This window comes from Psychroflexus sp. MBR-150 (assembly GCF_053628795.1).
Genome location: NZ_JBRJHB010000019.1, coordinates 18,734 through 41,938, shown reverse-complemented (window position 1 = coordinate 41,938; position 23,205 = coordinate 18,734). Strand labels below are relative to the sequence as shown.

General features: G+C 31.8%; 21 protein-coding genes. 9 read left to right on the top strand and 12 right to left on the bottom strand.

Annotation, left to right across the window (positions count from 1 at the left end):
* Window positions 1-281 precede the first annotated feature (281 nt).
* From ACSSV5_RS10200 to ACSSV5_RS10180, 5 genes are all read right to left on the bottom strand, one after another.
* Window positions 282-1,598: an OmpA family protein gene (locus ACSSV5_RS10200; RefSeq protein WP_454245792.1), complete on the bottom strand. Its 1,317-nt coding sequence runs from the start codon at window positions 1,596-1,598 to the stop codon at window positions 282-284.
* 105 nt (window positions 1,599-1,703) lie between these two features.
* Entirely contained in the window at window positions 1,704-4,022 is a 2,319-nt protein-coding gene (locus ACSSV5_RS10195) for an ATP-dependent helicase (RefSeq protein ID WP_454245791.1), read from the bottom strand.
* Between the two features lie 300 nt (window positions 4,023-4,322).
* Window positions 4,323-5,285 carry a HaeIII family restriction endonuclease gene (locus ACSSV5_RS10190; protein ID WP_454245790.1) on the bottom strand — a complete coding sequence of 321 codons (963 nt, stop codon included), beginning with the start codon at window positions 5,283-5,285 and terminating at the stop codon, window positions 4,323-4,325.
* 3 nt (window positions 5,286-5,288) lie between these two features.
* A complete protein-coding gene (locus ACSSV5_RS10185; RefSeq protein ID WP_211065596.1) occupies window positions 5,289-6,332 on the bottom strand; it encodes a DNA cytosine methyltransferase in 1,044 nt (347 codons plus the stop codon).
* Between the two features lie 4 nt (window positions 6,333-6,336).
* The gene (locus ACSSV5_RS10180) at window positions 6,337-6,657 is read right to left on the bottom strand and encodes a helix-turn-helix domain-containing protein (RefSeq protein WP_454245789.1); all 321 of its coding nucleotides are present in this window, start codon (window positions 6,655-6,657) and stop codon (window positions 6,337-6,339) included.
* Window positions 6,658-6,852: 195 nt separating this feature from the next.
* Between ACSSV5_RS10180 and ACSSV5_RS10175 the strand changes: the two genes are divergently transcribed.
* The 7 genes from ACSSV5_RS10175 (at window position 6,853) to ACSSV5_RS10145 (ending at window position 12,840) form a co-directional block, all read left to right on the top strand.
* Entirely contained in the window at window positions 6,853-7,377 is a 525-nt protein-coding gene (locus ACSSV5_RS10175; RefSeq protein ID WP_211065598.1) for a DUF7935 family protein, read from the top strand.
* 78 nt (window positions 7,378-7,455) lie between these two features.
* Window positions 7,456-8,337, top strand: coding sequence for an ACP S-malonyltransferase (gene fabD, locus ACSSV5_RS10170; protein WP_454245788.1), 882 nt, complete (start codon window positions 7,456-7,458; stop codon window positions 8,335-8,337).
* 3 nt (window positions 8,338-8,340) lie between these two features.
* Window positions 8,341-8,793, top strand: coding sequence for a 6-carboxytetrahydropterin synthase QueD (queD, locus tag ACSSV5_RS10165; RefSeq protein WP_211065600.1), 453 nt, complete (start codon window positions 8,341-8,343; stop codon window positions 8,791-8,793).
* A 178-nt stretch (window positions 8,794-8,971) separates the two neighbouring features.
* The gene (locus ACSSV5_RS10160; RefSeq protein ID WP_211065601.1) at window positions 8,972-9,811 is read left to right on the top strand and encodes an OmpA/MotB family protein; all 840 of its coding nucleotides are present in this window, start codon (window positions 8,972-8,974) and stop codon (window positions 9,809-9,811) included.
* A 224-nt stretch (window positions 9,812-10,035) separates the two neighbouring features.
* Entirely contained in the window at window positions 10,036-10,836 is an 801-nt protein-coding gene (proC, locus tag ACSSV5_RS10155) for a pyrroline-5-carboxylate reductase (RefSeq protein ID WP_454245787.1), read from the top strand.
* Window positions 10,837-10,848: 12 nt separating this feature from the next.
* Window positions 10,849-11,619 (top strand): glutamate 5-kinase, encoded by a 771-nt coding sequence (proB, locus tag ACSSV5_RS10150; protein WP_211065603.1) that lies wholly within the window; start codon window positions 10,849-10,851, stop codon window positions 11,617-11,619.
* A gap of 21 nt (window positions 11,620-11,640) precedes the next feature.
* Window positions 11,641-12,840: a glutamate-5-semialdehyde dehydrogenase gene (locus tag ACSSV5_RS10145; RefSeq protein ID WP_454245786.1), complete on the top strand. Its 1,200-nt coding sequence runs from the start codon at window positions 11,641-11,643 to the stop codon at window positions 12,838-12,840.
* Window positions 12,841-13,138: 298 nt separating this feature from the next.
* Here the strand turns inward: ACSSV5_RS10145 and ACSSV5_RS10140 are convergent, their stop codons facing one another.
* From ACSSV5_RS10140 to ACSSV5_RS10130, 3 genes are read right to left on the bottom strand one after another with little or no spacing between them, the layout of a single operon-like run.
* On the bottom strand, window positions 13,139-13,918 hold the full coding sequence (locus tag ACSSV5_RS10140) for an enoyl-CoA hydratase-related protein (protein WP_454245785.1): 780 nt from the start codon (window positions 13,916-13,918) through the stop codon (window positions 13,139-13,141).
* 49 nt (window positions 13,919-13,967) lie between these two features.
* Window positions 13,968-14,471 carry a hypothetical protein gene (locus tag ACSSV5_RS10135; RefSeq protein ID WP_454245784.1) on the bottom strand — a complete coding sequence of 168 codons (504 nt, stop codon included), beginning with the start codon at window positions 14,469-14,471 and terminating at the stop codon, window positions 13,968-13,970.
* Window positions 14,472-14,475: 4 nt separating this feature from the next.
* The gene (locus tag ACSSV5_RS10130) at window positions 14,476-14,958 is read right to left on the bottom strand and encodes a DUF4199 domain-containing protein (RefSeq protein WP_211065607.1); all 483 of its coding nucleotides are present in this window, start codon (window positions 14,956-14,958) and stop codon (window positions 14,476-14,478) included.
* A gap of 105 nt (window positions 14,959-15,063) precedes the next feature.
* Here ACSSV5_RS10130 and ACSSV5_RS10125 point away from each other — a divergent pair, with 105 nt between their 5' ends.
* On the top strand, window positions 15,064-15,858 hold the full coding sequence (locus ACSSV5_RS10125; RefSeq protein WP_454245783.1) for an undecaprenyl-diphosphate phosphatase: 795 nt from the start codon (window positions 15,064-15,066) through the stop codon (window positions 15,856-15,858).
* Here ACSSV5_RS10125 and ACSSV5_RS10120 read toward each other — a convergent pair.
* The 4 genes from ACSSV5_RS10120 to ACSSV5_RS10105 form a co-directional block, all read right to left on the bottom strand.
* Window positions 15,833-16,411 (bottom strand): DNA-3-methyladenine glycosylase I, encoded by a 579-nt coding sequence (locus ACSSV5_RS10120; protein WP_454245782.1) that lies wholly within the window; start codon window positions 16,409-16,411, stop codon window positions 15,833-15,835. The two genes, ACSSV5_RS10125 and ACSSV5_RS10120, sit on opposite strands and share 26 nt — an antisense overlap.
* Window positions 16,412-16,448: 37 nt before the next feature.
* Window positions 16,449-17,087, bottom strand: a complete 639-nt coding sequence (gene msrA / locus ACSSV5_RS10115; RefSeq protein WP_454245781.1) for a peptide-methionine (S)-S-oxide reductase MsrA — start codon at window positions 17,085-17,087, stop codon at window positions 16,449-16,451.
* A 251-nt stretch (window positions 17,088-17,338) separates the two neighbouring features.
* On the bottom strand, window positions 17,339-18,667 hold the full coding sequence (locus tag ACSSV5_RS10110; RefSeq protein WP_454245780.1) for a sigma-54-dependent transcriptional regulator: 1,329 nt from the start codon (window positions 18,665-18,667) through the stop codon (window positions 17,339-17,341).
* 38 nt (window positions 18,668-18,705) lie between these two features.
* The gene (locus tag ACSSV5_RS10105) at window positions 18,706-20,121 is read right to left on the bottom strand and encodes a glycosyltransferase (protein WP_454245779.1); all 1,416 of its coding nucleotides are present in this window, start codon (window positions 20,119-20,121) and stop codon (window positions 18,706-18,708) included.
* A gap of 252 nt (window positions 20,122-20,373) precedes the next feature.
* Here ACSSV5_RS10105 and ACSSV5_RS10100 point away from each other — a divergent pair, with 252 nt between their 5' ends.
* On the top strand, window positions 20,374-22,947 hold the full coding sequence (locus tag ACSSV5_RS10100) for an ATP-binding response regulator (protein ID WP_454245778.1): 2,574 nt from the start codon (window positions 20,374-20,376) through the stop codon (window positions 22,945-22,947).
* The last annotated feature ends 258 nt before the right edge of the window (window positions 22,948-23,205 follow it).

Genomic DNA, 23,205 nt, shown 5'->3' with positions numbered 1-23,205 from the left:
TCATGCTTCGCTCTATCGACATGACAAATGATTAAATATCTGTATTTTATATGAATATATTTTATTGGAATTTATATCGAACTCACGTTATTTTAAATGTCTCCCTTATATACGTGGTTTTTAAAATACCAGCCTGCTGTAGGTAGGTAAGTCAGTATTATACATTCATCTTATTAACGATATTATTCATTCAAATTGTCTCTTATTGAATTTAAACAATAAAAAAAAGAACAAAGTGAATTGTTCACTTTGTTCTTTATGAGCTTAGATATTAAAAAGATTTACTTTTTAAGTTTAATCATTACTTTTCTAGCTAATTTTCTAGAGTAAGTTGTGTTTGAATCTATATTTGGGTTAACACCTGAACCAATGGATTCAATACGAGACTCACTTATGCCAGCAGAGACTAAAATGTCTTTAATATATTTTGATCTTTTTTCAGATAAAATTTTATTGTATTCTTTGTTGCCTATGCTATCTGTATATCCGATAAGCTGAATAGTTTCGTTAGGATTTTGTTTTAAGAAAGTAATAACGGAATTAACATCATTAATTGAAGCAGCTTCAGGATAGACTTTGTCAAATCCAAAATAGACATTAACATAACCTTGTTCAACAAGTGATTTAAATGTACCACTACCACCTGATGTTTTAGATTTATTCAAATCAGATTTTGTAGCATAAGTTTTATTGAGTTCTTTTTCTAACTCATCAGGAACACCATTTTGATTTTGATCTATAGCAATTCCTTTAGTGTTTACAGCAACACCGTTGACAGTGTTAGGTTCATTATCAAGGTAATCAGGAACACCATCACGATCAGTGTCTGAAAGCTTATTTTTTAAGTCGTTAATTTCTTCTTTTAAAGATTGTGTTTCTGCATTTTCACTATGTTCTAAATGATACCAATCAATATTTTTTTGGCTTTTGCCCAAATTAATATTTAAACCAATAGATGAATTGAGCATTAAGCCATCAACCGAACCTGTAGTTGTATGACTAAATCCATCCCAATTAAATTGTTGAGTGGCATTAGCAAGCCCCATGAAATCCATCTTGAGTGAGACTTTATCGCTAATTTTATACATTGGGGTAAAACCTATAACAGCAGTGGCTGTGTAGTCCTCACCATCTGAAAAGTCAGTGGTTAAAACACCGACGCCAAAACCACCATATATTTGCAAGTTAAATCTTTGAGTCCAATTTTGGAAGTCTAATACGCTCCCTAAGTTTAAAACTCCTTCTAAACTTGATTGGATATAAGTCGAATTAAATTCAAATGTTGATTCATCTTCGTTTTCTGAAATATCATTGTATCCACCTTTTAATCTTAAACCAAATTTATCGTTAAACATATATCTAACAGCTAGATCTGCGTGCAAACCTGAAAAGGTTTTTGTGTTGGCAGTTTCAAAGATATTAAGTGAAGGGTTTGAAATATTTGTAAGAGTTCTTCCTGCTTTATTTCCACCTACACCAAATTCTATAAACCACTGATTGTAATCATCGAACTGAGATTTTTTATCGCTATCATTTTTTTCTTGAGAAAAAGCTATGGTCGATAAGAGAACAGATAATAATAAGATTAAGTTTTTCATTTTACTAAAATTTATAATTAGATTTATGCTTGGTTAATTTAAAACATATGCAAATTACGTGAAATATTAATAAAAAAACAAATTAAAAAACAACTTAGTAAAATATTATTTTAAAATTTCTAATTTGGCGAATTTTAATAACAATTTTTTTAAGCCAGCTTCTTCAAAATTTATCTCAGCCTTTTTGTCTTGACCAATGCCAGAAACGCCTATAACTTTTCCTTTACCAAACCTGCCGTGTTTAACTATTTGCCCAGACTTTATAGACATAACTACTTCATTAACAGAAGTTTGAGATGTGCTCGGTTTAACTTTTCTCAATTTTCTTAATTGATTTTCAGTGGGTTTATGACTTGGTGGTGGTGTCCCTTTTTTAGGTTTGGTTTGACGTAGTTTAGATTTATCAACTTCATCAAAAATATCAGCGTCAATTTGGGGTTTGTAGCGATAAGAATCTTCTGAGATGTTATATTCTAATGCTGTATCATCAATTTCATCAATAAATCGACTTGGTTCTGCATCAATCAATTTTCCCCAACGGTAGCGGGATAAGGTATAAGTGATGTAAGCTTGTTTTTCGGCTCGTGTCAAAGCCACATAAAACAATCGGCGTTCTTCTTCAAGTTCACTTCGTGTATTCATGCTCATAGCCGAAGGAAACAAATCTTCTTCCATACCTACAATAAAGACATAAGGAAACTCTAAGCCTTTTGCTAAATGCACCGTCATTAATGATACCCGATTGCTATCGCCTTTTTCATTATCAAAATCGGTTGCCAGAGCAACGTCTTCTAAAAATTCACTAATTGAACCTGTGGCGTCTTCCACTTCATTTTGTCCTTCTACAAAATCTTTAACCCCATTGAGCAATTCTTCTAAATTTTCAACTCTTGTTATCCCTTCTGGCGTGCCGTCTTTTTTGAATTCTTGAAGTAAACCTGTTTTTTTAATCACCAAATCGGTGAGCTCAAAAGCATTGAGTTTTTGAGCCGTAATCTGAAAACTCTTAATCATATTCACAAAATTAATCAGCTTGGTTTGGATACCTTTATTGATAGGTAAGTCAATTTTTTGAATATTTTCGATGACTTCAAAAATGGAACGTTTGTAGTGATTAGCCGCCAATACCAATTTATCTAAAGTGGTTTGACCAATGCCACGAGCAGGATAATTGATTACTCGCTTGAGTGATTCTTCATCTTTGGGATTAACTATTAGTCGTAAATAAGCCAAAGTATCTTTTATTTCTTTACGCTGATAAAAAGACAAACCACCAAAAATGCGATATGGCATATCTTTTTTTCGCAAGGCGTCTTCCATAGCTCGACTTTGAGCATTGGTGCGATACAAAATGGCAAACTGGTCGTAATCCAATTGATTTTGCATCTGCAATTCAAATATGGTTGAAGCTACATATCGCCCTTCTTCAGCATCATTGAGTAAACGATTAACTTTTATCTTATCGCCTTGTGTATTTGAAGTCCAAACTACTTTTTCCAGACGTTTTTTATTTTTTTCTATCACCGAATTCGCTGCTTGTACCAAAGTTTTAGTCGAACGGTAATTTTGCTCAAGTTTGTAAGTTTTTACCTCATCATAATCTCTTTGAAAATTGAGAATATTATTGATGTTGGCACCTCTAAACGCATAGATACTTTGGGCGTCATCACCAACCACACAAATGTTTTGATATCTATCACTTAAAGCTTTTACAATTAAATACTGAGAGTGATTCGTATCTTGATACTCATCCACCAAAATATACTGAAAACGGTGTTGATATTTAGATAAAACATCAGGAAATCGCGTTAATAACTCATTGGTTTTTAACAATAAATCGTCAAAATCCATTGCTCCAGCTTTAAAACAACGTTTGACGTATTCTTCATAAATATCACCCAAGCGTGGTCGTTTTGCCATGGCATCAGCTTCTTGAAGTTCGGGATTTTGCCGATAAGCTTTAACGGTGATTAAGCTATTTTTATAAGATGAAATTCTGGAATAGACTTGTTTATATTTATAAACATCTTTGTCTAAATTCATTTCTTTGATGATACTATTGACCAATCTCTGAGAATCTTGGGTATCATAAATGGTAAAATTGGATGGAAAACCCAGTTTATCAGCTTCAAATCTCAGTAATCTTGCAAATACAGAGTGAAACGTTCCCATCCACAAATTCTTTGCTTCACTTGGACCAACAATTTTGGCAATACGATTTTTCATCTCACGAGCTGCCTTGTTGGTAAAAGTCAATGCTAAAATATTAAAAGGATCAACACCTTGATTCATCAAGTGAGCGATGCGGTAGGTCAACACTCTGGTTTTACCCGAACCTGCACCAGCTATAACTATCATTGGCCCATCTTTTTGCAATACGGGTTCGCGTTGGGCGTCATTCAATTCGTCTAAATATGCTTGCAAATTATCAGTTTTTTTAAAATTTCAAAATTAAATAAACCTTAATGAATTTAAGCTGAGATTGTATTTTAATTTCAAAACGTATTTTGATAGATTAAGGACAAGTAATGTAAGGAATTTGAAGAACTCCATTTTTTTTATCGATATCCGTTAGTGTTAAGAATACTCAAAATTACCCCTTTTTCTTGCTTCACCCTTATATATTTATATCTGAAGTACGCATCTTTCTCAAAGGCATACTCTTAGGGAAGGTTTAGTTTATGTTGAATCAGATTTGAAAGGTTTACGGCTTTTTGCGTTAGCTTAGCCATTTACAAATATATGATTTGTAAATAAAGTATATGGTGCACTCACTAAATTTATATCAAATTTTAAAGATGGTTCAACTCTTGAACTCGCATTATGAATTCTAAAAGATATTTGCCAACCTTCATTTAGAGAAACTAGCAAAGTCGTTGTTGAGTTTTCTTGATAAACTATGTCGATTAGCCTTGACGGCAATTTCAATTTAGGAATTTTTGCTTTTGGTTTTACTTTTTCAAATGGTAAATTTAAAGTTCCGTGAAAATTATAAGCTTGAATTTCAACTTTTTTATTGCCTTTAATCACTTTGTAAAAATCCTGATTTCCAATTAAATATTGAACCAAATTTTCTGCCACTATATTTGGGTTTTCTTTGTCTAAACGAAGTAATTCTTTTTTGAAAGCATTTAAAATTGGAATGTAAACCACTTCGTGCATATTCTCAATTGAAGACCATTTAATTGATTTGTCACTATCTCTTAAATCTGTAAGCATATCGAAAACTGGCTTTATTTCTTCAAAATAATCTTGCGAACAAGAAGCACCAAGCCATTTTTTACCAAAATTTATCTTTTGTGATAATCTTGAATGTTTTACAGCTCTATGATTATTTTTTGCAGAAATACCAATCTCCCATTTTTGTAAAGAGCGAATTATCAAAACATCTCGAACATCTCCAGTTTGTCCAGCTTGATCGCTGACTAATTCTAAAACTAAAATATCATCTTCATTAATTCCATTTGATAATCTAGGTTCGATATCTATAAGAAAATTAATTGAAGCACTTGCTGTTATATTAAAAGTTTCTTGCTCTTGCTCTTTAAAACTTTCAAAGAAGCCTTTAGCAGTTATATAAGGTTCATTTTTTGTGATTGATACACTTGTTATGTTTTTTAAACGCTCATAAAACTCAGTAAGCAGGGCATACTCAAAAGCCTTACCGTTTACTGTTTGACTTGCCATAAATTAAGATAAAATATTTTCTAGCTTCATATTTCTTTTAGAAACTGTTTTTTGTTTCTTTTCTGTATTTTCAATTTGTGATTTTATACTAATTGCAATATGATTTGCGAGATTAACAGGAACAGCATTGCCAATCATTTTATATCCAGTTGCAATATGATTGTAATAAAAAATAAAATCATCAGGAAAAGTCTGGATTCTTGCACATTCCCTGACGCTTAATCTACGATATAAATACTCTTTCCCAGGCACAAAAATACGTTTGTTTTGTTCTATGAATTTCATTTTTGGTGCTTGTGGATGAATAGGGGCGTGTCGCCCTCCTGCTTGAATTGTGTAAGATTGTTCATTCCAACTTCTCACTCTATTTCTAGACATAAACATAGATGAAAAACCACCAATCATATATTCGTGATTTGGGACTTTACAATTTTCTTTATTGGTTTTATTACCGTCCTTTGCAGGAACAGCTGAATTTTGTAAATCAGCAATTTTTTGTTGAAGCGTTACTTTTTCTTTTAATGGTTTTGGAAATTCAAAATTGAAATTAAGATCTTTCCGAATACCAATAAAAAAGACTCTTTTACGGTCTTGAGGAACGTCAAAATCTGATGCGTTTAACAGTTTGAAAGATAAATTATAACCAGCATTTTCAAAAAGTTGTTTTATCGTTTTTAGAGCTTCACTATGTCTGTTTAACAGCATTCCACTAACATTTTCCGCAAGAAAAAATTTAGGCTGTTTTGCTTCTAATATTCTGATAAAATCAAAAAATAATTGTCCTCGTTTGTCATTTATCCCACGTTTTGACCCAGCTTCACTCCAACTTTGGCAAGGTGGACCACCAATAATTCCATCACATTCAGGAACTTCGTCAGACTTTATTTCTACAATACTACGTCTATCAAGAATAGTATTCTTATGATTTTTTTCGTAGGTTTCCCAAATGTTTCTATCATATTCGTTCGCCCAAACAACATTAAAACCTGCTTTTTGAAATCCTAAATCGAGTCCGCCAGCTCCCGCAAAAAATGATACTAAATTCATATAATTACTGTGTTTGAAGTGATTTATTAAACGCTCTTCTGTATTCTGCTTTTTGTTCAGCGACTTGTAAAAGTTGTTTTGTGCAATTTGTTTCGTAAATATGTTTTCCTATTTGGTCGGTTACATATTCGTTCCTCAATTCATTTAGATTTAATTTAAAGATTTTTGCAAGTTTTGGCAAGCGTTTTTCATCAAAATCTCTTTTTCCATTTTCAATTTTACTCAAATTTGCAGAGTCTAAATTCAGTCTAGCCGCAAGCTGAGTTAAAGTAAGTCCGTTTTCGTTTCTTAAAAGTCGGATGTATTCTCCAAATGTGGTTTCCATAAGACTTGTCATTTTTTGACAAATCTAATCTTTTTGTTTGAATAGTCAATTCAAATGTTGCAAAATTTCTGTTTAAGATTTGAATTATATTATAGAAAAAACTAAAAGAGATCAATTAATAAAATAGGTTTAGTATTAAACCTAACTAAATTGTATTTATCAATGATTATCTTTACACCCAAATTTTTTTAAACAATGACAGATTTTAATTTTTCAATTTTAGTATCTTTCTTTTTATCAAGCCTAATTGTTGGTGGTATAGCTTTTTATTTTTTTAAAACCCATATCGAGCATCTTCAGCAAAAACAACGTTTAGATATTCGACTTAAATATCAAAAAGAAACCTTGCCTATTCGCATACAAGCTTATGAAAGATTGGCTCTACTCTCAGAACGGTTATCTTTAGGTAATTTACTCAACCGAGTTACACCCATAAGCAATGACAAAAATGCCTACGAAGACTTACTTATTAAAACCATCGACCAAGAATTTGAGCACAATTTAGTGCAACAAATATATGTGAGCAATCAATGTTGGAATGTGATTAAAACCGCTAAAAACAGCACGATTTCTAAAATCAGAAAAACCAATATGAGCGAAAACATTAGCGATGCATTCAAACTCCGAGAAACATTATTAAGAGATTTACTCGACCAACAAAATTCACCAAATGACATAGCTTTACAACTGATTAAAAAAGAGTTAAGGACGTTGTTTTAAGTTTAAATTTCTTGCATCTTAATTGATTTGTAGAATCACTAAAATGGCTCTACTTTTGTAATCCAAACAATAAAAAATATGAAAGCATACGTATTTCCAGGACAAGGTGCTCAATTTTCAGGTATGGGACTTGATCTTTATGAAAATTCAAAGATAGGCAAACAACTTTTTGAAGATGCCAATGCTATTTTAGGCTTTGATATCACAAAAACGATGTTTGAAGGCTCTGCAGAAGACCTCAAACAAACTGAAATCACACAACCTGCAATATTTTTACATTCCGTCATTTTAAGTCAAGTCATAGGCGATAAATTTCAACCTGATATGGTGGCTGGTCATTCACTGGGTGAGTTTTCAGCTTTGGTGGCTAATGGCACTTTAAGTTTTGAAGATGGCTTAAAACTGGTACATCAGCGTGCCATAGCTATGCAAAAAGCCTGCGAAGCTCAAGAATCTACTATGGCAGCGGTTCTCGGACTTGCAGATGATGTTGTGGAAAACGTTTGTGATAGCACCGAAGGCATTGTTGTTCCAGCAAATTATAACTGCCCTGGTCAATTGGTGATTTCTGGCGAAGTAGAAGCAATAAATGCAGCTTGCAAAACTTTAAAAGAAAAAGGAGCTAAACGAGCCTTAGTATTGCCTGTTGGTGGAGCATTTCATTCGCCTTTGATGGCTCCTGCCAAAGAAGCCTTGGCTACTGCTATTGAAAATACCAATTTTTCAAAACCACAGTGTCCAATCTATCAAAACGTCAATGCTAAAGCCGTTGAAAATCCTGAAGACATCAAAAAAAATCTGGTTGAACAACTTACATCTGCTGTAAGATGGACACAAATTATGCAACATATGCTCAACGACGGCATGACACAATACATCGAAGTTGGTCCTGGTAAAGTGCTTCAAGGTTTAATGAAAAAAATTGACCGTAGGTTTCCAACTGAAAGTGCAAGTATTTAAATGATGAGTAAAATTAGAATCACAAAACAGTTTACCTTTGAAATGGCTCATGCCTTACACGGTTATGATGGCAAATGTAAAAATATACACGGTCATAGCTACAAACTTGACGTCTGTGTGATGGGTTCGCCAATTGAAGATAACACAAATCCAAAATGTGGAATGGTGATAGATTTTGGCGACTTAAAACATATTGTAAAATCTGAAATAGTTGATGTTTTAGACCACGCCATTATGCTTAATATTAACTCACCTCATCAAACTTTAGCTCAAGAATTAGAGTCTTCTGGACACAAAATTGTTGAAGTTAATTACCAACCAACAAGCGAAAATATGGTAGCTGATTTTGCAAATAAAATCCAAGCCAAATTGCATAAAAATCTCAAGCTTCATTCTATAAAATTAAGAGAAACTGAAACCGCTTTTGCTGAATGGTTTGCTACTGATCAACAATAGTAAATAACTTGATTTCGACTATGTTTAAGCCAAGCAAAAAAACGTCATTGGTAGTTAGATAATTTGATATGGATTTAAGGTTTTAAAATGGTTCACACAAAATTAATGTTAATCCCACATCATAAAAGACTTTAATTGCTTATTTTTGTCATAAACCCATTATAAAAAATTAGAACTTATGAGAGTAACTGTTAGTTTAATTATGCTATCTATTGTAATGTCTTCTTGCGTTTCTAAAAAGAAATTTGCTGAAGTCGAAAATAAGTATCAAGAAACTAAAGCTATGCTTGATAATGCTACAATGAAGCTTAATATTTGTCTAGATGAGAAAAAAGCTTTGACTAAGTCTTACGAAGAACAGCTTAAAACATTACAACGCACCAATGAAGCTTTAATTAGCACGCAAGGCGATTTAACTACTTTAACGCAAAAAGGTGCTGAAAATTTAGAGAAGACTTTAGAAAGTATGAAAGAAAAAGATCTTCAAATCAAAACTATGCGTGATGCTATCAATAGAAAAGATAGTGTAACATTAGCATTGGTAACAAGTTTGAAAAGTGCCGTTGGCAATATGGACGATGAAGATATTCAAATTAACGTAGAAAAAGGTGTTGTATTTGTTTCCATTTCAGACAAACTACTTTTTGGCAGCGGTCAATACCAATTAACAGACAGAGCCAAAGAAGTTCTTGGAAAAGTTGCCAAAGTGATAAAAGCAAAGCCTGATTTTGAATTTATGGTTGAAGGTCATACTGACAACGTGCCTATTTCAAAACCATGCTTTGAAGATAATTGGGATTTAAGCACCAAAAGAGCAACTTCCGTTGTGAGAGTTCTTCAAAATGAGTATAATGTTGATCCAAGTAGAATGGTAGCAGCTGGTAGAGGTGAATATGTGCCTTTAGAATCTAACAGTGATAAACTTGGAAGAGCGAGAAATAGGCGAACAAAAATTATAGTTTTACCAAAACTCGATCAATTTTATAACATGATTGAACAAGGTATGAAAAAGCTTTAAAAACTATCAAAAAGATATAAAACCTCAGCTTGCTGAGGTTTTTTTATGCCGAAATGTCAGGTGTTTTTATAAATAATAAAATATTTAAAAACTAAGCTGATATCAGTTATAGTCTTGTTTTAAAGAATATTTGTATTATATGTTAAGCAAACTTATTACTCTAATTCGTTACTCTGCATAATCATTGTAGTATATATGGCAACTATTAATTTTAAAATTAAAATATGAAAGTATTAGTTATTGGAGCTGGTAATATGGGGCTTACTTATTCTGAAGGTATGGCTCAGTCGGCTTTGCTCAACAGACGCAAATTAATGATTCACGATGTTTCTACAGAAACTATTGAATTGCTCAGAAAAGATGAACAATTTGATGTTTATGAAAAAATAGAAGATTGTTTGCCTGATGCAGACATCGTTTTTATAGCTGTAAAGCCTTATCACTGCGAAGATTTGTTTAAAAACATAAAACCCTACGTCAACAATCAACAAATTTTTGTATCCCTAATGGCTGGTGTGACCATTGCTAAAATTCAAGATTTATTAGGTATTGATAAGGTGGTGCGTACCATGCCAAACCTTCCTGCTAAGGTTGGTAAAGGCATTACTTCTTTTACTGAATCTGATAGCGTTTCAAGAGTTGAATTGCTTATGATAAGAAACCTACTCGATACCACTGGTGCATCAATTCACGTTAAAGACGAAGATTTTATCAATAAATCTACTGGAATTTCTGGAAGTGGACCAGCTTACATTTTTTACTTTATGCAATCTATGCTTGAAGCTGCCAAAAAAATGGGCTTTTCAGATAATGACTCTAAAGTGTTAGTCAGCAATACCTTTGAAGGTGCGGTAAAATTGTTTAATGATTCAGACCTATCGCCAGAAACCTGGATGGATCGTGTAGCTTCTAAAGGCGGAACAACTCGTGCAGCCCTCGATTCTATGGACGATAATAACGTAAAAGAACTTATTAAAGATGCAGCTTATGCAGCTTTCAACAGAGCTGTAGAATTAGGTGAATAAAACTTATAATCTATGTTTAAAAAACGAATAGTTGTAAAAGTAGGAACCAATGTGATGACCAATAGAAATAATCGTATTGTTGGTCCTATTCTTAAAAATTTGGTCAGACAAATCGCTTACTTGTACGAACGTGATATCATTACTGTTTTAGTGTCATCGGGTTCTGCTATTGCTGGTAGAGAAGTTCTCGGCAAAAGCAATGAAGAAAACCCTTCTGTGAGGCGACAGATTTATTCTTCGGTAGGTCAACCAAGAATGATGAGACATTATTATACTATGTTTCATGATTTTGGTATGCGTTGTGCTCAAGTTTTGGCTACCAAAAGAGATTTTGCCCCTGGTAAATATCGCCAAAATATGATAAATTGTTACGAGGGACTTCTAAAAGAAGGTGTTATTCCTATTGCTAATGAAGATGATGCCGTTTCGCTGTCTATGTCAATGTTTACTGACAATGATGAGTTAGCAAGCCTTGTTGCTGATTTAGTAAATGCTGACACAATGATTATGTTGACCGATATTGACGGTTTATATACCGGACATCCAGAACACGAATCTTCTGAATTATTGCACGAAGTAAAAGTGCATGAAAACGTAGAAAAATACGTTCAAGAATCTGAAAAAGGCGAAGGCGAAGGTCGTGGTGGTATGGAATCTAAACTAAGAATTGCTAAAGAAACTGCATGTAAAAATATACCAACTTATATTGCTAATGGAAAAGAAGAAAATATCATTTTAGATATTTTGGATGGCAAAAAAGTTGGGACTAAATTTTCTGTTTAATCAAAATTTAAAAATCAAATTATGAAATTATTAGATACAACAACCAAAAACAACGTTTTGCAATCTATGATGAATATTATAGAGGATAAAAGACAAGATATCATAAAAGCTAACAAAAAAGACTTGGACGCTTTCAATAGAGACGATCAAGCACTTTACGACAGACTTGTGGTTGACGACAAAAAAGTTGACGGAATGATACAAGCCATCAAAGAAGTGAAAGATCAAGATGATCCCGTTGGTAATGTGATATCAGACACCACTTTAGATAATGGTTTGAAAATTATCAATAAAACCGATCCTTTTGGAACAATATTAATCATTTATGAATCTCGGCCTGATGTTACAATTGAAGCTGCTGTTTTGGCCTTTAAAGCCAATAACAAAATTTTACTTAAAGGTGGAAAAGAAGCGGTAAATTCTAATATTATTTTAGAAGAATGCTGGCACAAAGCTTTAGAAGAAAATGGTTTATCCAAAGATTGGATAAAATTGATGCACATCAATAGAGAAGAAACCCAAGAGTTTTTAAGAAATCCATCTGAAAAATTAGATCTAATCGTGCCAAGAGGCGGTGAAAGATTGATTGAATTTGTAAAAACGCACGCCACTTGTGCAGTATTAATCAGTGGTCGTGGTAACAATTTTTTATATGTTTCTGAAAATGCAGATTGGGATAAAACCAAAAAAGTATTAATCAATGCTAAAACTGATAAAATTTCAGGTTGTAACGCTTTAGACAAAGTGTTAATCGATGAAAAATTGCCCGATTTTGAACAGAAAGTTGTTGATTTAGGGAATACACTAAAATCTCATAAAGTTGAAATTTTAACAGATGCCAAAGTTTCCCAAGTGCTTAAAGACGAAGCAAAAGTAGAAAATGAAGACACGTGGTATGAGGAGTTTTTGGCTATGAAAATTGTTCTATCTTCTGTAAGAAACTTTGATGAAGCTGTTGAGAAAATCAATAAATACTCAGGGAAACATTCGTCTATCATTATGACAGAAGATGCCGATGAAGCGGCTCAATTTATGGAACAAATTGACTCTGCTGCTGTTTATCAAAATGCTTCTTCTCGTTTCACTGACGGCGGACAAATGGGCGTTGGTGCAGAGTTGGCTATATCAACCGATAAACTACATCACCGTGGTCCACTAGGACTTAAACAATTGGTAACCAATAAATATTATGTTTATGGCGATGGACACGTAAGAGTTTAAAATAACGCGAGTTCGATTTATTGAAATCTGTAAATCAGATGATTACATATTTTTGTAAGCAAATTTTGTCATTTCGACGAAGAATGAGGAGAAATCTTATCCTACTGAGATGTCTCGTCGCTCATGCTTCGCTCTGTCAACATGACAAATGATTAAATATCTGTATTTTATATGAATATATTTTATTGGAATTTATATCGAACTCACGTTAAAATACTAAACTCTATAGTTTAAATAGCGGTCTTAAAACAGATTCTGAACTAAATTCAGAATGACAAAAGTTTTAAGACCGCTATTTTTATTTCCCCTTAAATTTGGGTTGACGCTTTTCAACAAATGCATTCACACCTTCTTGATAATCTTCGGTTTGAGCTGAAGCAATTTGATATTTAGACTCTAAAGCCAATTGGTTTTCTAAACCATTTTCAAGACTTTGGTTCATAGCTTTTTTAATAAAGGCTAAAGCTTTGGTCGGCATATTGGCGAGACGATGTGCCAGTTTATCGACTTCATTTTCAAAAGTTTCTGAAGAATAGTACGTATAAATCATCCCCATACGTTCAGCTTCAAAGGCATCAATTTTGTCACCGAGCATCGCTAGGGCAGAAGCACGTTGAAAACCGACAAGGCGAGGTAAAAAATAAGTGCCACCACTATCTGGAATAAGCCCAATTTTACTAAAAGCTTGTATAAAACTGGCTTTTTCACAAGCCACAACAATATCACAACACAATGCTAAATTGGCACCAGCACCAGCCGCAACGCCGTTAACGGCAGCAATTACAGGGATTTCTATATTTCGAATGCGAGTGACAATGGGATTGTAATGCTCTTCAAGGATTTTCTTAAACCCTGGGTTTTCGTCGGGATTGGCAACTTCTTGTAAATCTTGACCTGCACAAAATGCTTTGCCTTTACCAATCAAAACAATAGCTCTTGTTGTTTTGTCTCTTATGCAATCATCGAGATGTTGTTGCAGCGATAACGCCATCTCGCGATTAAAGCTATTAAATTTTTCAGGACGATTAAGATACAGATAAGTAACGTTTTGATTTTGTGTTTTAACAATGCTTGACATAAAATAGATTTTGTTATAAAAATACAAATACAATCTTAAACATTAAATTTTATGAGTTGTTTTCTAAAGACGTATTTTCAGTAGCTTTTGTCAACTTTTCTTTTAATTCTTTATAATTTGAGGTTACAATAGAATAAGACTTGTTATTGTTTTTCAATTTAAATCGAACGGCTGTACCGAATTTTGTATTAAATAACATATCGCCTTTCAAATTGTAACGCCAACCTATACCATACCACATTGAAGGTTTATAAATTTCAATACTTGATTGATCTATCTCTTGAAGTTTAAACTCTTTTTTAAAAACGCCTATGCCAAATTTCACCTTCAAATATTCGTTAGATAAAACTATTTTCATATCATAAAATAGGAGGAAGGCTGCTAAAATAAGAGCAACATTAAAAAAAGTAAGACCAATCGGTATAGTTTCACCTTCATCATTGGTGATGTTTTCAACATTAAAGCCAATAACTAAAATGATAATGAGGACGATAATACAAACCACCCAAATCAGGATAGTATTTTGTTTTTCAAAATAGGTAATTTTAGACATATTTTTATTTTGATTTAGTTCTAACAAAAAGGGCAACAATAGCCGTCGTAACTATACCAAATATTGGTGCAAACATTAAAGATTGAAGCATATAATTTTGTGTGTTAAAATAATCAAGGGCTTCCGGCTTAGTCATCATTTCTAATTCAACGCTCTTTTCAATGGCATTACCGAAAAACTCTGGAGAGATATATTCTACCGAAGCATAAGTGCTAAGTGGTGTAAGTAAACTGATCATTAAAGTTAATATAAGTCCACTGATAAAAGCATTTTTGTAATTCATAACACCGTTATAAAACTTACGTTTTTTTTCTTTTAAAGCTAATACATAAATCAGAATAGCAGGAATGGCGTAGAGATTAGTGTAAATAGGTTGCTGTTCAATATACTCGTGATGTAAGCCTGATATTTTTTCTAAGTAAATCCACAGCAAACTCATCAATATAAAAATGATAGTCCATTTGAATTCGGTTTTGATTTTAAACATGGTTGGTTGGTTTTAAAAATTAATTTTTAAATATAATTCATTTTCTCTAATCTTTGACATATAGCTACTTTCTAAAATAATATATTTGCACCCAAAACCATCTTTATGTCTATTATAGAAAGTATCATCATAGCTATTATAGAAGGGCTTACTGAGTTTTTGCCAGTCTCATCTACAGGACATATGATACTCGCTAAAGCCGCTCTTGGGATTACAGAAGACGGTGGTTTTGTAGATTCATTTATTGTGTCTATTCAAATTGGTGCCATTTTGGCGATTATTGGTTTGTATTATAAACGCTTTCTTCAAGGCATTGATATTTATGTGAAGCTAATGGCTGCATTTATTCCAACAGCTATCATAGGGTTGTTGGCGTATGATATTATTAAAAGTTATTTGTTTAACCCGACTGTTGTCGCAGTAGCCTTAATCATTGGCGGTATTGTCTTGATTTTAATTGATAAAAAAGTAGTGGCAAAAGAAACGCAAGTCGTTGATTTGAGTCAAATCCCAATTAAAAATGCGGTGTTTATTGGTTTGTTCCAATGTCTGTCTATGGTTCCAGGAACATCACGAGCAGCAGCAACTATTATTGGTGGGATTTTTAATAAATTCAATAAAACCCAAGCTACGGAGTTTTCATTTCTGTTGGCTGTTCCGACTATGATTGCCGCAACAGGTTACGATTTGTATAAAACGCCAGTTTCTTTTACAAATCACGAAATATTAATTCTTTTGATAGGAATGATAGTGGCTTTTGTAAGTGCTTTTATTGCAGTCAAAATATTTATCAAGTTGGTTGCTGCCTATGGTTTTAAGCACTACGGTTATTATAGGATTGGGATAGGAGTTATTTTTCTATTTGTCAGTTGGGTCATAGGTGTTGACTTAGGGTTTTGACCTTTTCATACCTAAAACAATCTGTAATATGGTCATTGGTCATACCTATGGCTTGCATAAACGCATAGCAAGTGGTTGAGCCAAAAAACTTAAAGCCATTTTTCTTTAAATCTTTGCTCATTAAATCAGAGATATCGGTTTTTGTTGGAATTTCAGATGCAGATTTGAACGCATTTTGGATAGGTTGATGGTTAACAAACTTCCATAAATATTTAGATAGACTTCCGTGTGTTTTCTGAAGGTTTAAAACACAATTGGCATTATTGATAAAGGCTTTCACTTTTAATCGATTTCTGATAATGCCTTTGTTTTGTAAAAGCTCTTCTACCTTTTGCTCCGAAAAATGAGCTACTTTTTCAATGTCAAAATTATGAAAAGCCTTTTTATAATTATTTCTTTTTTGCAACACGGTCAGCCAACTCAAACCCGCTTGAGCACTTTCTAAACACAACAGTTCAAATAATTTTTGGTCGTTATAAACAGGCACGCCCCATTCGGTGTCGTGGTAGTGTTCTTCAAGTGGATGTTTTGTTGCCCATTCACATTTTGTCATATTTTTTTGGGTTGACTAAATTAGAGTAATTTATTTTTTATTTTAAAACATTAGGCATTTTGGCTTTAAACCTTTCAAATCTCGGATTTGACACATTCTGAATATATCTGTTATTAGGGTGTTTCTTTTTGTAATTCTGATGATATTCTTCTGCAATCCAAAATTTTTCAAAAGGTTTGACTTCTGCTGCTATGGGTTTATCGTAATGATGTTGAATAGACTTTATTTTATTTTCAATGATGTTTTTTTCTTCATCATTTTGATAAAATAGTATAGAACGGTATTGATTTCCTATATCCGGACCTTGACCATTGATTTGAGTTACATTTTGTGATGCAAAATACACATCAACTAAAGTTTTAAAGCTTACAATATCACTGTTATATATCACTTTTACAGCTTCGGCATGACCTGTTTTTCCAGTATTGCTTTCCTCGTAGGTTGGGTTTTTAGTATGTCCTCCAGAATAGCCAGAAATCACTTCTTTTACGCCTTTTACATTTTCGTAAATAGCTTCTACACACCAAAAACAACCGCTAGCAAAATAGGCAAATTTTAAATCTTGGTTGTCAATATAGTTTGAATAATTATGGTCTTGAGCGTCTGTTTTTTTCTCAACTTTATTGCATGCTAATGAGACATTAGATATTAAAAGTATGATGAGTAATTTTTTCATCTATTTATGTTTTTCAGTAAAATTAAATATAATTATGAGTTTGAATTGATAGAACATTGTTAATATAAAACAAAAATTTATCGTCTTTGGTAGCTATTTATTATAAGTTGTCAATCAGTTAAATGACTGTTGACAATAAATGAGGTTTTCATCTAACATGTTGGTATATAAAATAAATAGGTATTTAAAAAAACTTTTCCTTGAAAAGAAACAAATGGTGTTGAAAAGAAAATATATAGTTGTGGTCAAATTTAATCAAGATTATATAGCTTGATTTTTTTATATAAAGTAGCTCTTGTGATACCTAATTTTTTTGCGGTTTTAGTTTTATTGAATTGATATTTAGTTAGCGTATCTTGAATCATTTTTTTTTCTAACTCTTCATTTTGAGACTTTAAATCCTGTTTTTGGGTTTCTTTGCTTTCAAGATGGCTAATGGGTTCAACTTGAAATCCAGCAAGATGTTCTTTTTTGATAACTCCATTTTCAGATAACAAAACACCTCTTTTTATAAAGTTTTTTAATTCTCTTAAATTACCTGGCCAAGAATGTTTCTTAAAATCTTGAAGCAGATTATTGTCAATACCTTTGTATTCTTTATTTAGTTCTTCAGCGGCATTTTTTCCAAAAAAATCTATAAATATATTGAGGTCTTCTTGTCTTTCTCTTAGTGGTGGTAGGGTTATAGGAAATTCGTTCAACCTATAAAATAAATCTAACCTAAAGTTATTATTTTCGATATTTTTTTCAAGATTTTCATTAGTTGCAGCAATAATTCTTACATCTATGTCGATGTCTTTGTTGCTTCCTAATCTTCTGATTTTTCTCTCTTGAATAGTTCTTAAAAGTATGACTTGTGAGTCATAGGATAAATTACCAATTTCATCTAAAAAAATAGTTCCATTATTAGCATATTGAAAATGACCTATTTTGGTTTGAGACGCACCAGTAAAAGCTCCTTTTTCATGACCAAATAGTTCAGATATAGCAGTTTCATCTGGTATTGCACCACAATCTACTGCTACAAAATTAGAGTCTTTTCTCTTGCTGTTTTGGTGGATATATTTGGCTACTAATTCTTTTCCCGTTCCACTTTCTCCTGTTATTAAAACCGATAAGTTGGTTGGTGCTACAATATCTACTTGAGACCAGATTTTTTTGGTTGTAGTGCCTTTTATAAAATTATTTTCAATTTTGTTTTCAGGGAGTCTTTTCTCATTTGTTTTTAAAGCTTGGTGTACAATTTTAAGAAATTCACTAGGATTTATAGGCTTGCTAACAAACTCAAAAGCACCTAATTTTATGGATTTTACGGCTGTTTGAATATTTCCATAATTTGTTATCAATATAACAGGAATAGTGCTATTTATTTTTTTTATTTTTTGAGTGATTTGTAATCCATCCAATTCTGGCAATCGGTAATCGGTCACAATCAAGTCTGGATGATCGTGATTTTTAAAATGCTCAAAAAAACTAACCGAGTTATAAAAAGACTCTACATTATAGTTCTTTTTCTCTAAAAGTTTTTTTAATGTTTGGTTAAAAAAAACATCGTCATCTATTAGGTAAACCGTTTTCAATTTTTATTTTCAAAGGTATAAATTGTATTTGAAAATAACTACTTTTGTTGCTTATGCTTGTTGTTTATTTTAGCCCGCGTTAACCATCCATTTTGTCCTGCTGTAGCTATTGCGTAAGGCGTTATCCAAAACAAGCTGAAGGCATAAAAAACACTATAACTGTATGATAGTAAAGATTGGTTGATATTAGAATATTTCAAGTAATAAAACAGTGCTGGAATACTTGCAAAAATCAAAATACTAAATAGACTTACACCTATAAATAAAAACGGTTTTAAAACTAAAAAAATAAGCATAAACACAACAGATGGATAAGCTGTTATCATTTTTACCCATTGGTTGATTAGCAACAGTCTAGATGGCCATTTTTGGGTAGATCTAAAATTTTGAAATGCAAATTTACTCATCATGATATTTTCTCTCACATTGCTGCGTTCCCAGCGGATAAACATTTTGCTAAGCTTTTGATATGTTTTAGGAATTTCTGTAATTACATTAGCGTTTGATTGAAAATTTACATCATAACCTTGTTTTAAAATCATATTAGTCATGGCTCTGTCTTCTCCAATTTGAGTCCTTTTTCCTAAAAACTTTTGATTAAACCATTTTTCTAAGCAATTGTCAACCGCTTCTTTTCTATAGGCAGATAAAGCACCTGGTGTGCATAAAACCGAACCATAAACACTTTGTGCTGATCGAATAAATTCAAAACTAAAGGCAAAACTAACATTTAGCATTTTTGGAATTATGCCTTCTTCTGTATTTAGCACCTTAACGTTACCAGCTACAGCTCCACATTTATCGTTGACAACAAATGGACTTACGATATTTCTTATAGTGTTTTTTTCTACAATTGAATCGCTATCTACTGTTATCACTACTTCTGTAGTTATTTCTTTAAATGCACGATACAAAGCTTCTCTTTTGCCCATGTTTTTGGGTTGTTGCAAAATGATTATGCCATCTTTCAAGTCTTTTTTTGCTTTCTTCATCCATTCCCAAGTATCATCTTCACTGCCATCATCTATGGCAATAAGTTGTATCTTATCTTTAGGATAATCACTATTTGATAGGCTGTGTATGGTTTTATAAACTAATCGACCTTCATTATATGCAGGAATAACAACTGTACATTCAGGAAGCTCATGGTCTTTTATTCCTTCTATAGGTTTATACTTTAAAAAGGTAAAAAATAAGAACAGCATGAAAGCTACTTTAAAAGCTAAAATTATATATCCAACTGTTATAAATACATTTCCAAAATTGCTTGTAGAAGGTATAAGGTTTATTTCAACTCCTTGATATAAAGCATATCCAAGTATTGTGGTGCTTAAAATTAAAATGGAGATAACGATATAACCCAATGAGTTATAAAAAATCTTGTTCATTATCTCACGTGAAATATAAAAATAGTTTTGATTAAAATCACTCAAGCTTTTTGTAATTGCTTCCATATATTTTTTTAATTATATATAAACAAATACACTACCACTTAATTTAAAAATAATATAATATTGAAAATCAGATAGATATAATAATTGTTGAGAGTTTTTTAAAACTAAAGTGTATATTTTTTATACATATTGTATTCTGATAATACACATTGCTATGTTTTTAATTTGTAGTTGCTCAAAATGTTGTAATTTTCTTGGTCGAACTCACGTTAAAATATTAAATTTAGTCAACTTTTTAATAAAAGATATTGGATGTTCAAACTTAAAGGAAAGACCATTTGGTTGTTTGCCCTCATTACTTTAGGCATTGCAGGAGTAGGATTATACTTTTATATTAGTCTAACTTCCTTAAACAAACTTGTAGTAGAAAGTGCTTATCCTCAAAAACGTTCAAATTATTTAAAGGACATAACAATTGATATTAACAAGCTTAACAATTTATATTTATTAGATTCCATAAAATTTTCTTTTAAAAAGGCAGATACTATTCTTGCAAGAATCGAACAAAATATTGATTCAATCAAAACTGAGCTTCAAAATTCTAAAACAATTGAAGTCTCTAAGTTAGACACTATACCAAAACTATTGCGAAGTGTTCAAGTAGAATACTTAGAATTACAGCGTATCAAAGAAAAAAATCAATCAAAATTTTTAAATGATTTAGAGAGTTTGCTCAAAAAAGAGTTGGCAGACCTTGAAATCAATAGAAAAGATTCAGTAACTATAATAAAACAAGTCACTTCAGAAATTTATAAGCATTCCATTGATGAAAACAAAAACTTTAATGAAATTGACGAAGAAGAAGAGGAAAGCAAAAACTTTTTTCAACGTCTGTTTGGTTCATCCAATAAAAAGAATGCCGAAGCAAAAAAAGACAATAACGATTCAAAAGTAAAAGAACAAATAGAAGCTAATAATGACACTGTCGTCTCTACATCAATTGATACTTTACAAACTATAACGCAAATAAACAACTTACCAGAGAAGAGAATTATTTCGATTTTTGAAAGTGTCCAGCAAAAAAGACAGCATATTATTGATGTTTTAAACAAAAGAGAAAACGAAATATTTCAAAAAAACACTGAAGTCAATAAATATATAGAGAAAATACTCAATGATATTTTATTAGAAGAATTTAACACCTTTAATGCTAACGTAAATAATTTTTCAAAAAAGTCTGAAAGTTATTTATGGAAAAGTAGCCTTATTATTTTTATTATTTTGTTGTTAGGTGTTTTTTCGATTTATGTTATAATAACAGACATCAATAAAAGTATATATTACCAGGATAGATTAAAAGAAAACGAAAAAAAGGCTATAAAAGAAACTGAAGAGAATCAAAAATTTCTTTCAACAATGAGTCATGAATTGAGGACGCCACTCACTTCAATTATAGGATATACAGAATTACTAAATGAAGATGACGATAATGTAAAAGCTATAAAAACAGCCTCCAATTATCTTTATCAAATGACTAATGAAATTTTGGACATTTCCAAAATTAAAGCTGGTATTATTGAAATTAAAAAAGAAGTCTTCAACTTAAATGAAGTCTTCGAAATGATTAAACACAACTTTGAGCCATTGATTAAAAATCAAAACATTGAAGTTTTTTTTGAAATTCCCGAAGAAAAAGTTTATGTCAATTCAGATCGATACAGAATACAACAAATTATATACAATTTAGTGCATAATGCGTTAAAATATACAGACAAGGGTTTCATAAAAATAGGGTTTATAAAAAATGAAATAAATCACCAAAAATCAGAGATCAATATTTTTATTGAAGACACTGGAGTAGGAATGACCTCAGATGAACAAAAGACAATTTTTAAGGATTACCATCAAGCGGGAACTCATAAAAGCAAAATGAAAGGAACAGGATTAGGAATAGGCATAGTTAAAAATTTGGTCAACAAATTAGGTGGACAAATAAAGCTGACAAGTGAGGTAAACAAAGGAAGTAAGTTTGAAGTATTGCTCAAATTAGAAAATGCTCAACCATCAGATGTTAGAGAAGAAGAAAAAACACTTCAATTACCTGACAATATATTAGATGGGAAAACAATTTTTGCTGTTGATGACGATAAGTTGATTACCAGTTTGTTTAAAACAATTTTTACCAACTACGGTGCAAAAGTGACAGTCATGAACAGTTCTTTACAAGCACTAAATCACCTGAAAGAAAATCGATATGACTTGGCTATTTTTGATATGAAAATGCCAGAGATGAGTGGAGTTGATCTTATTGATGAATTAGCTAAAAACAATTTGAAACTCAGCAAAACTGTAATCTGTACGGCCAACGTTTTGTTGTCTGATGAACAAAAAAATATTTTAAAAAAATTTGATTTTCAACTTTATAAGCCATTTAATAAGCAAGATATTATCAAATTAATAATCAAAGCTTTTAACTTTGATATTCAAGATTATTACGTTTTTGATGAAGAAAAAATAAAATCAACCCCCGAAACAAAAAAAGATCTTGACTTTAGTTACAGCCTCAAAGATCTGGTCCCATATACTGGAGATGATAAGGATGCTCTTATGGAAATGCTTCGATTTTTATTAGCGGAGAATGTGTCTGAACTTGAAATCTTTGAAGAGATGATAGAAAAAGAAAACCTCGAAGAAGTAGCTAACCAAATACATAAATTATCATCTCGTTTTGCTCAATTGAATATAAAACCACCTTATGACCCTAAAACACTAGAATTAAGGTTGCGAAATGGAGAAACCTTTATTTTGAATCAAGCTGTTGAAATTTTTAATTTTTGGAAACATTGCAATCAATCTTTAATTGATAAGTACAATATCAAAATTTAAGATTAATGGTTTTATCAGGTAGATGAAAATAAATCCAATTTGAACGAGAGTTCGATTTATTGAAATCTGTAAATCAGATGATTACGTATTTTTGTAAGCAAATTTTCTCATTTCGAACGAAGTATGAGAAGAAATCTCATCCTACTGAGATGTTTCATCGCTCATGCTTCGCACTATCGACATGACAAATGGTTAAATATCTGTATTTTATATGAAAATATTTTATTGGAATTTATATCGAAGAACTCACGTTATTTT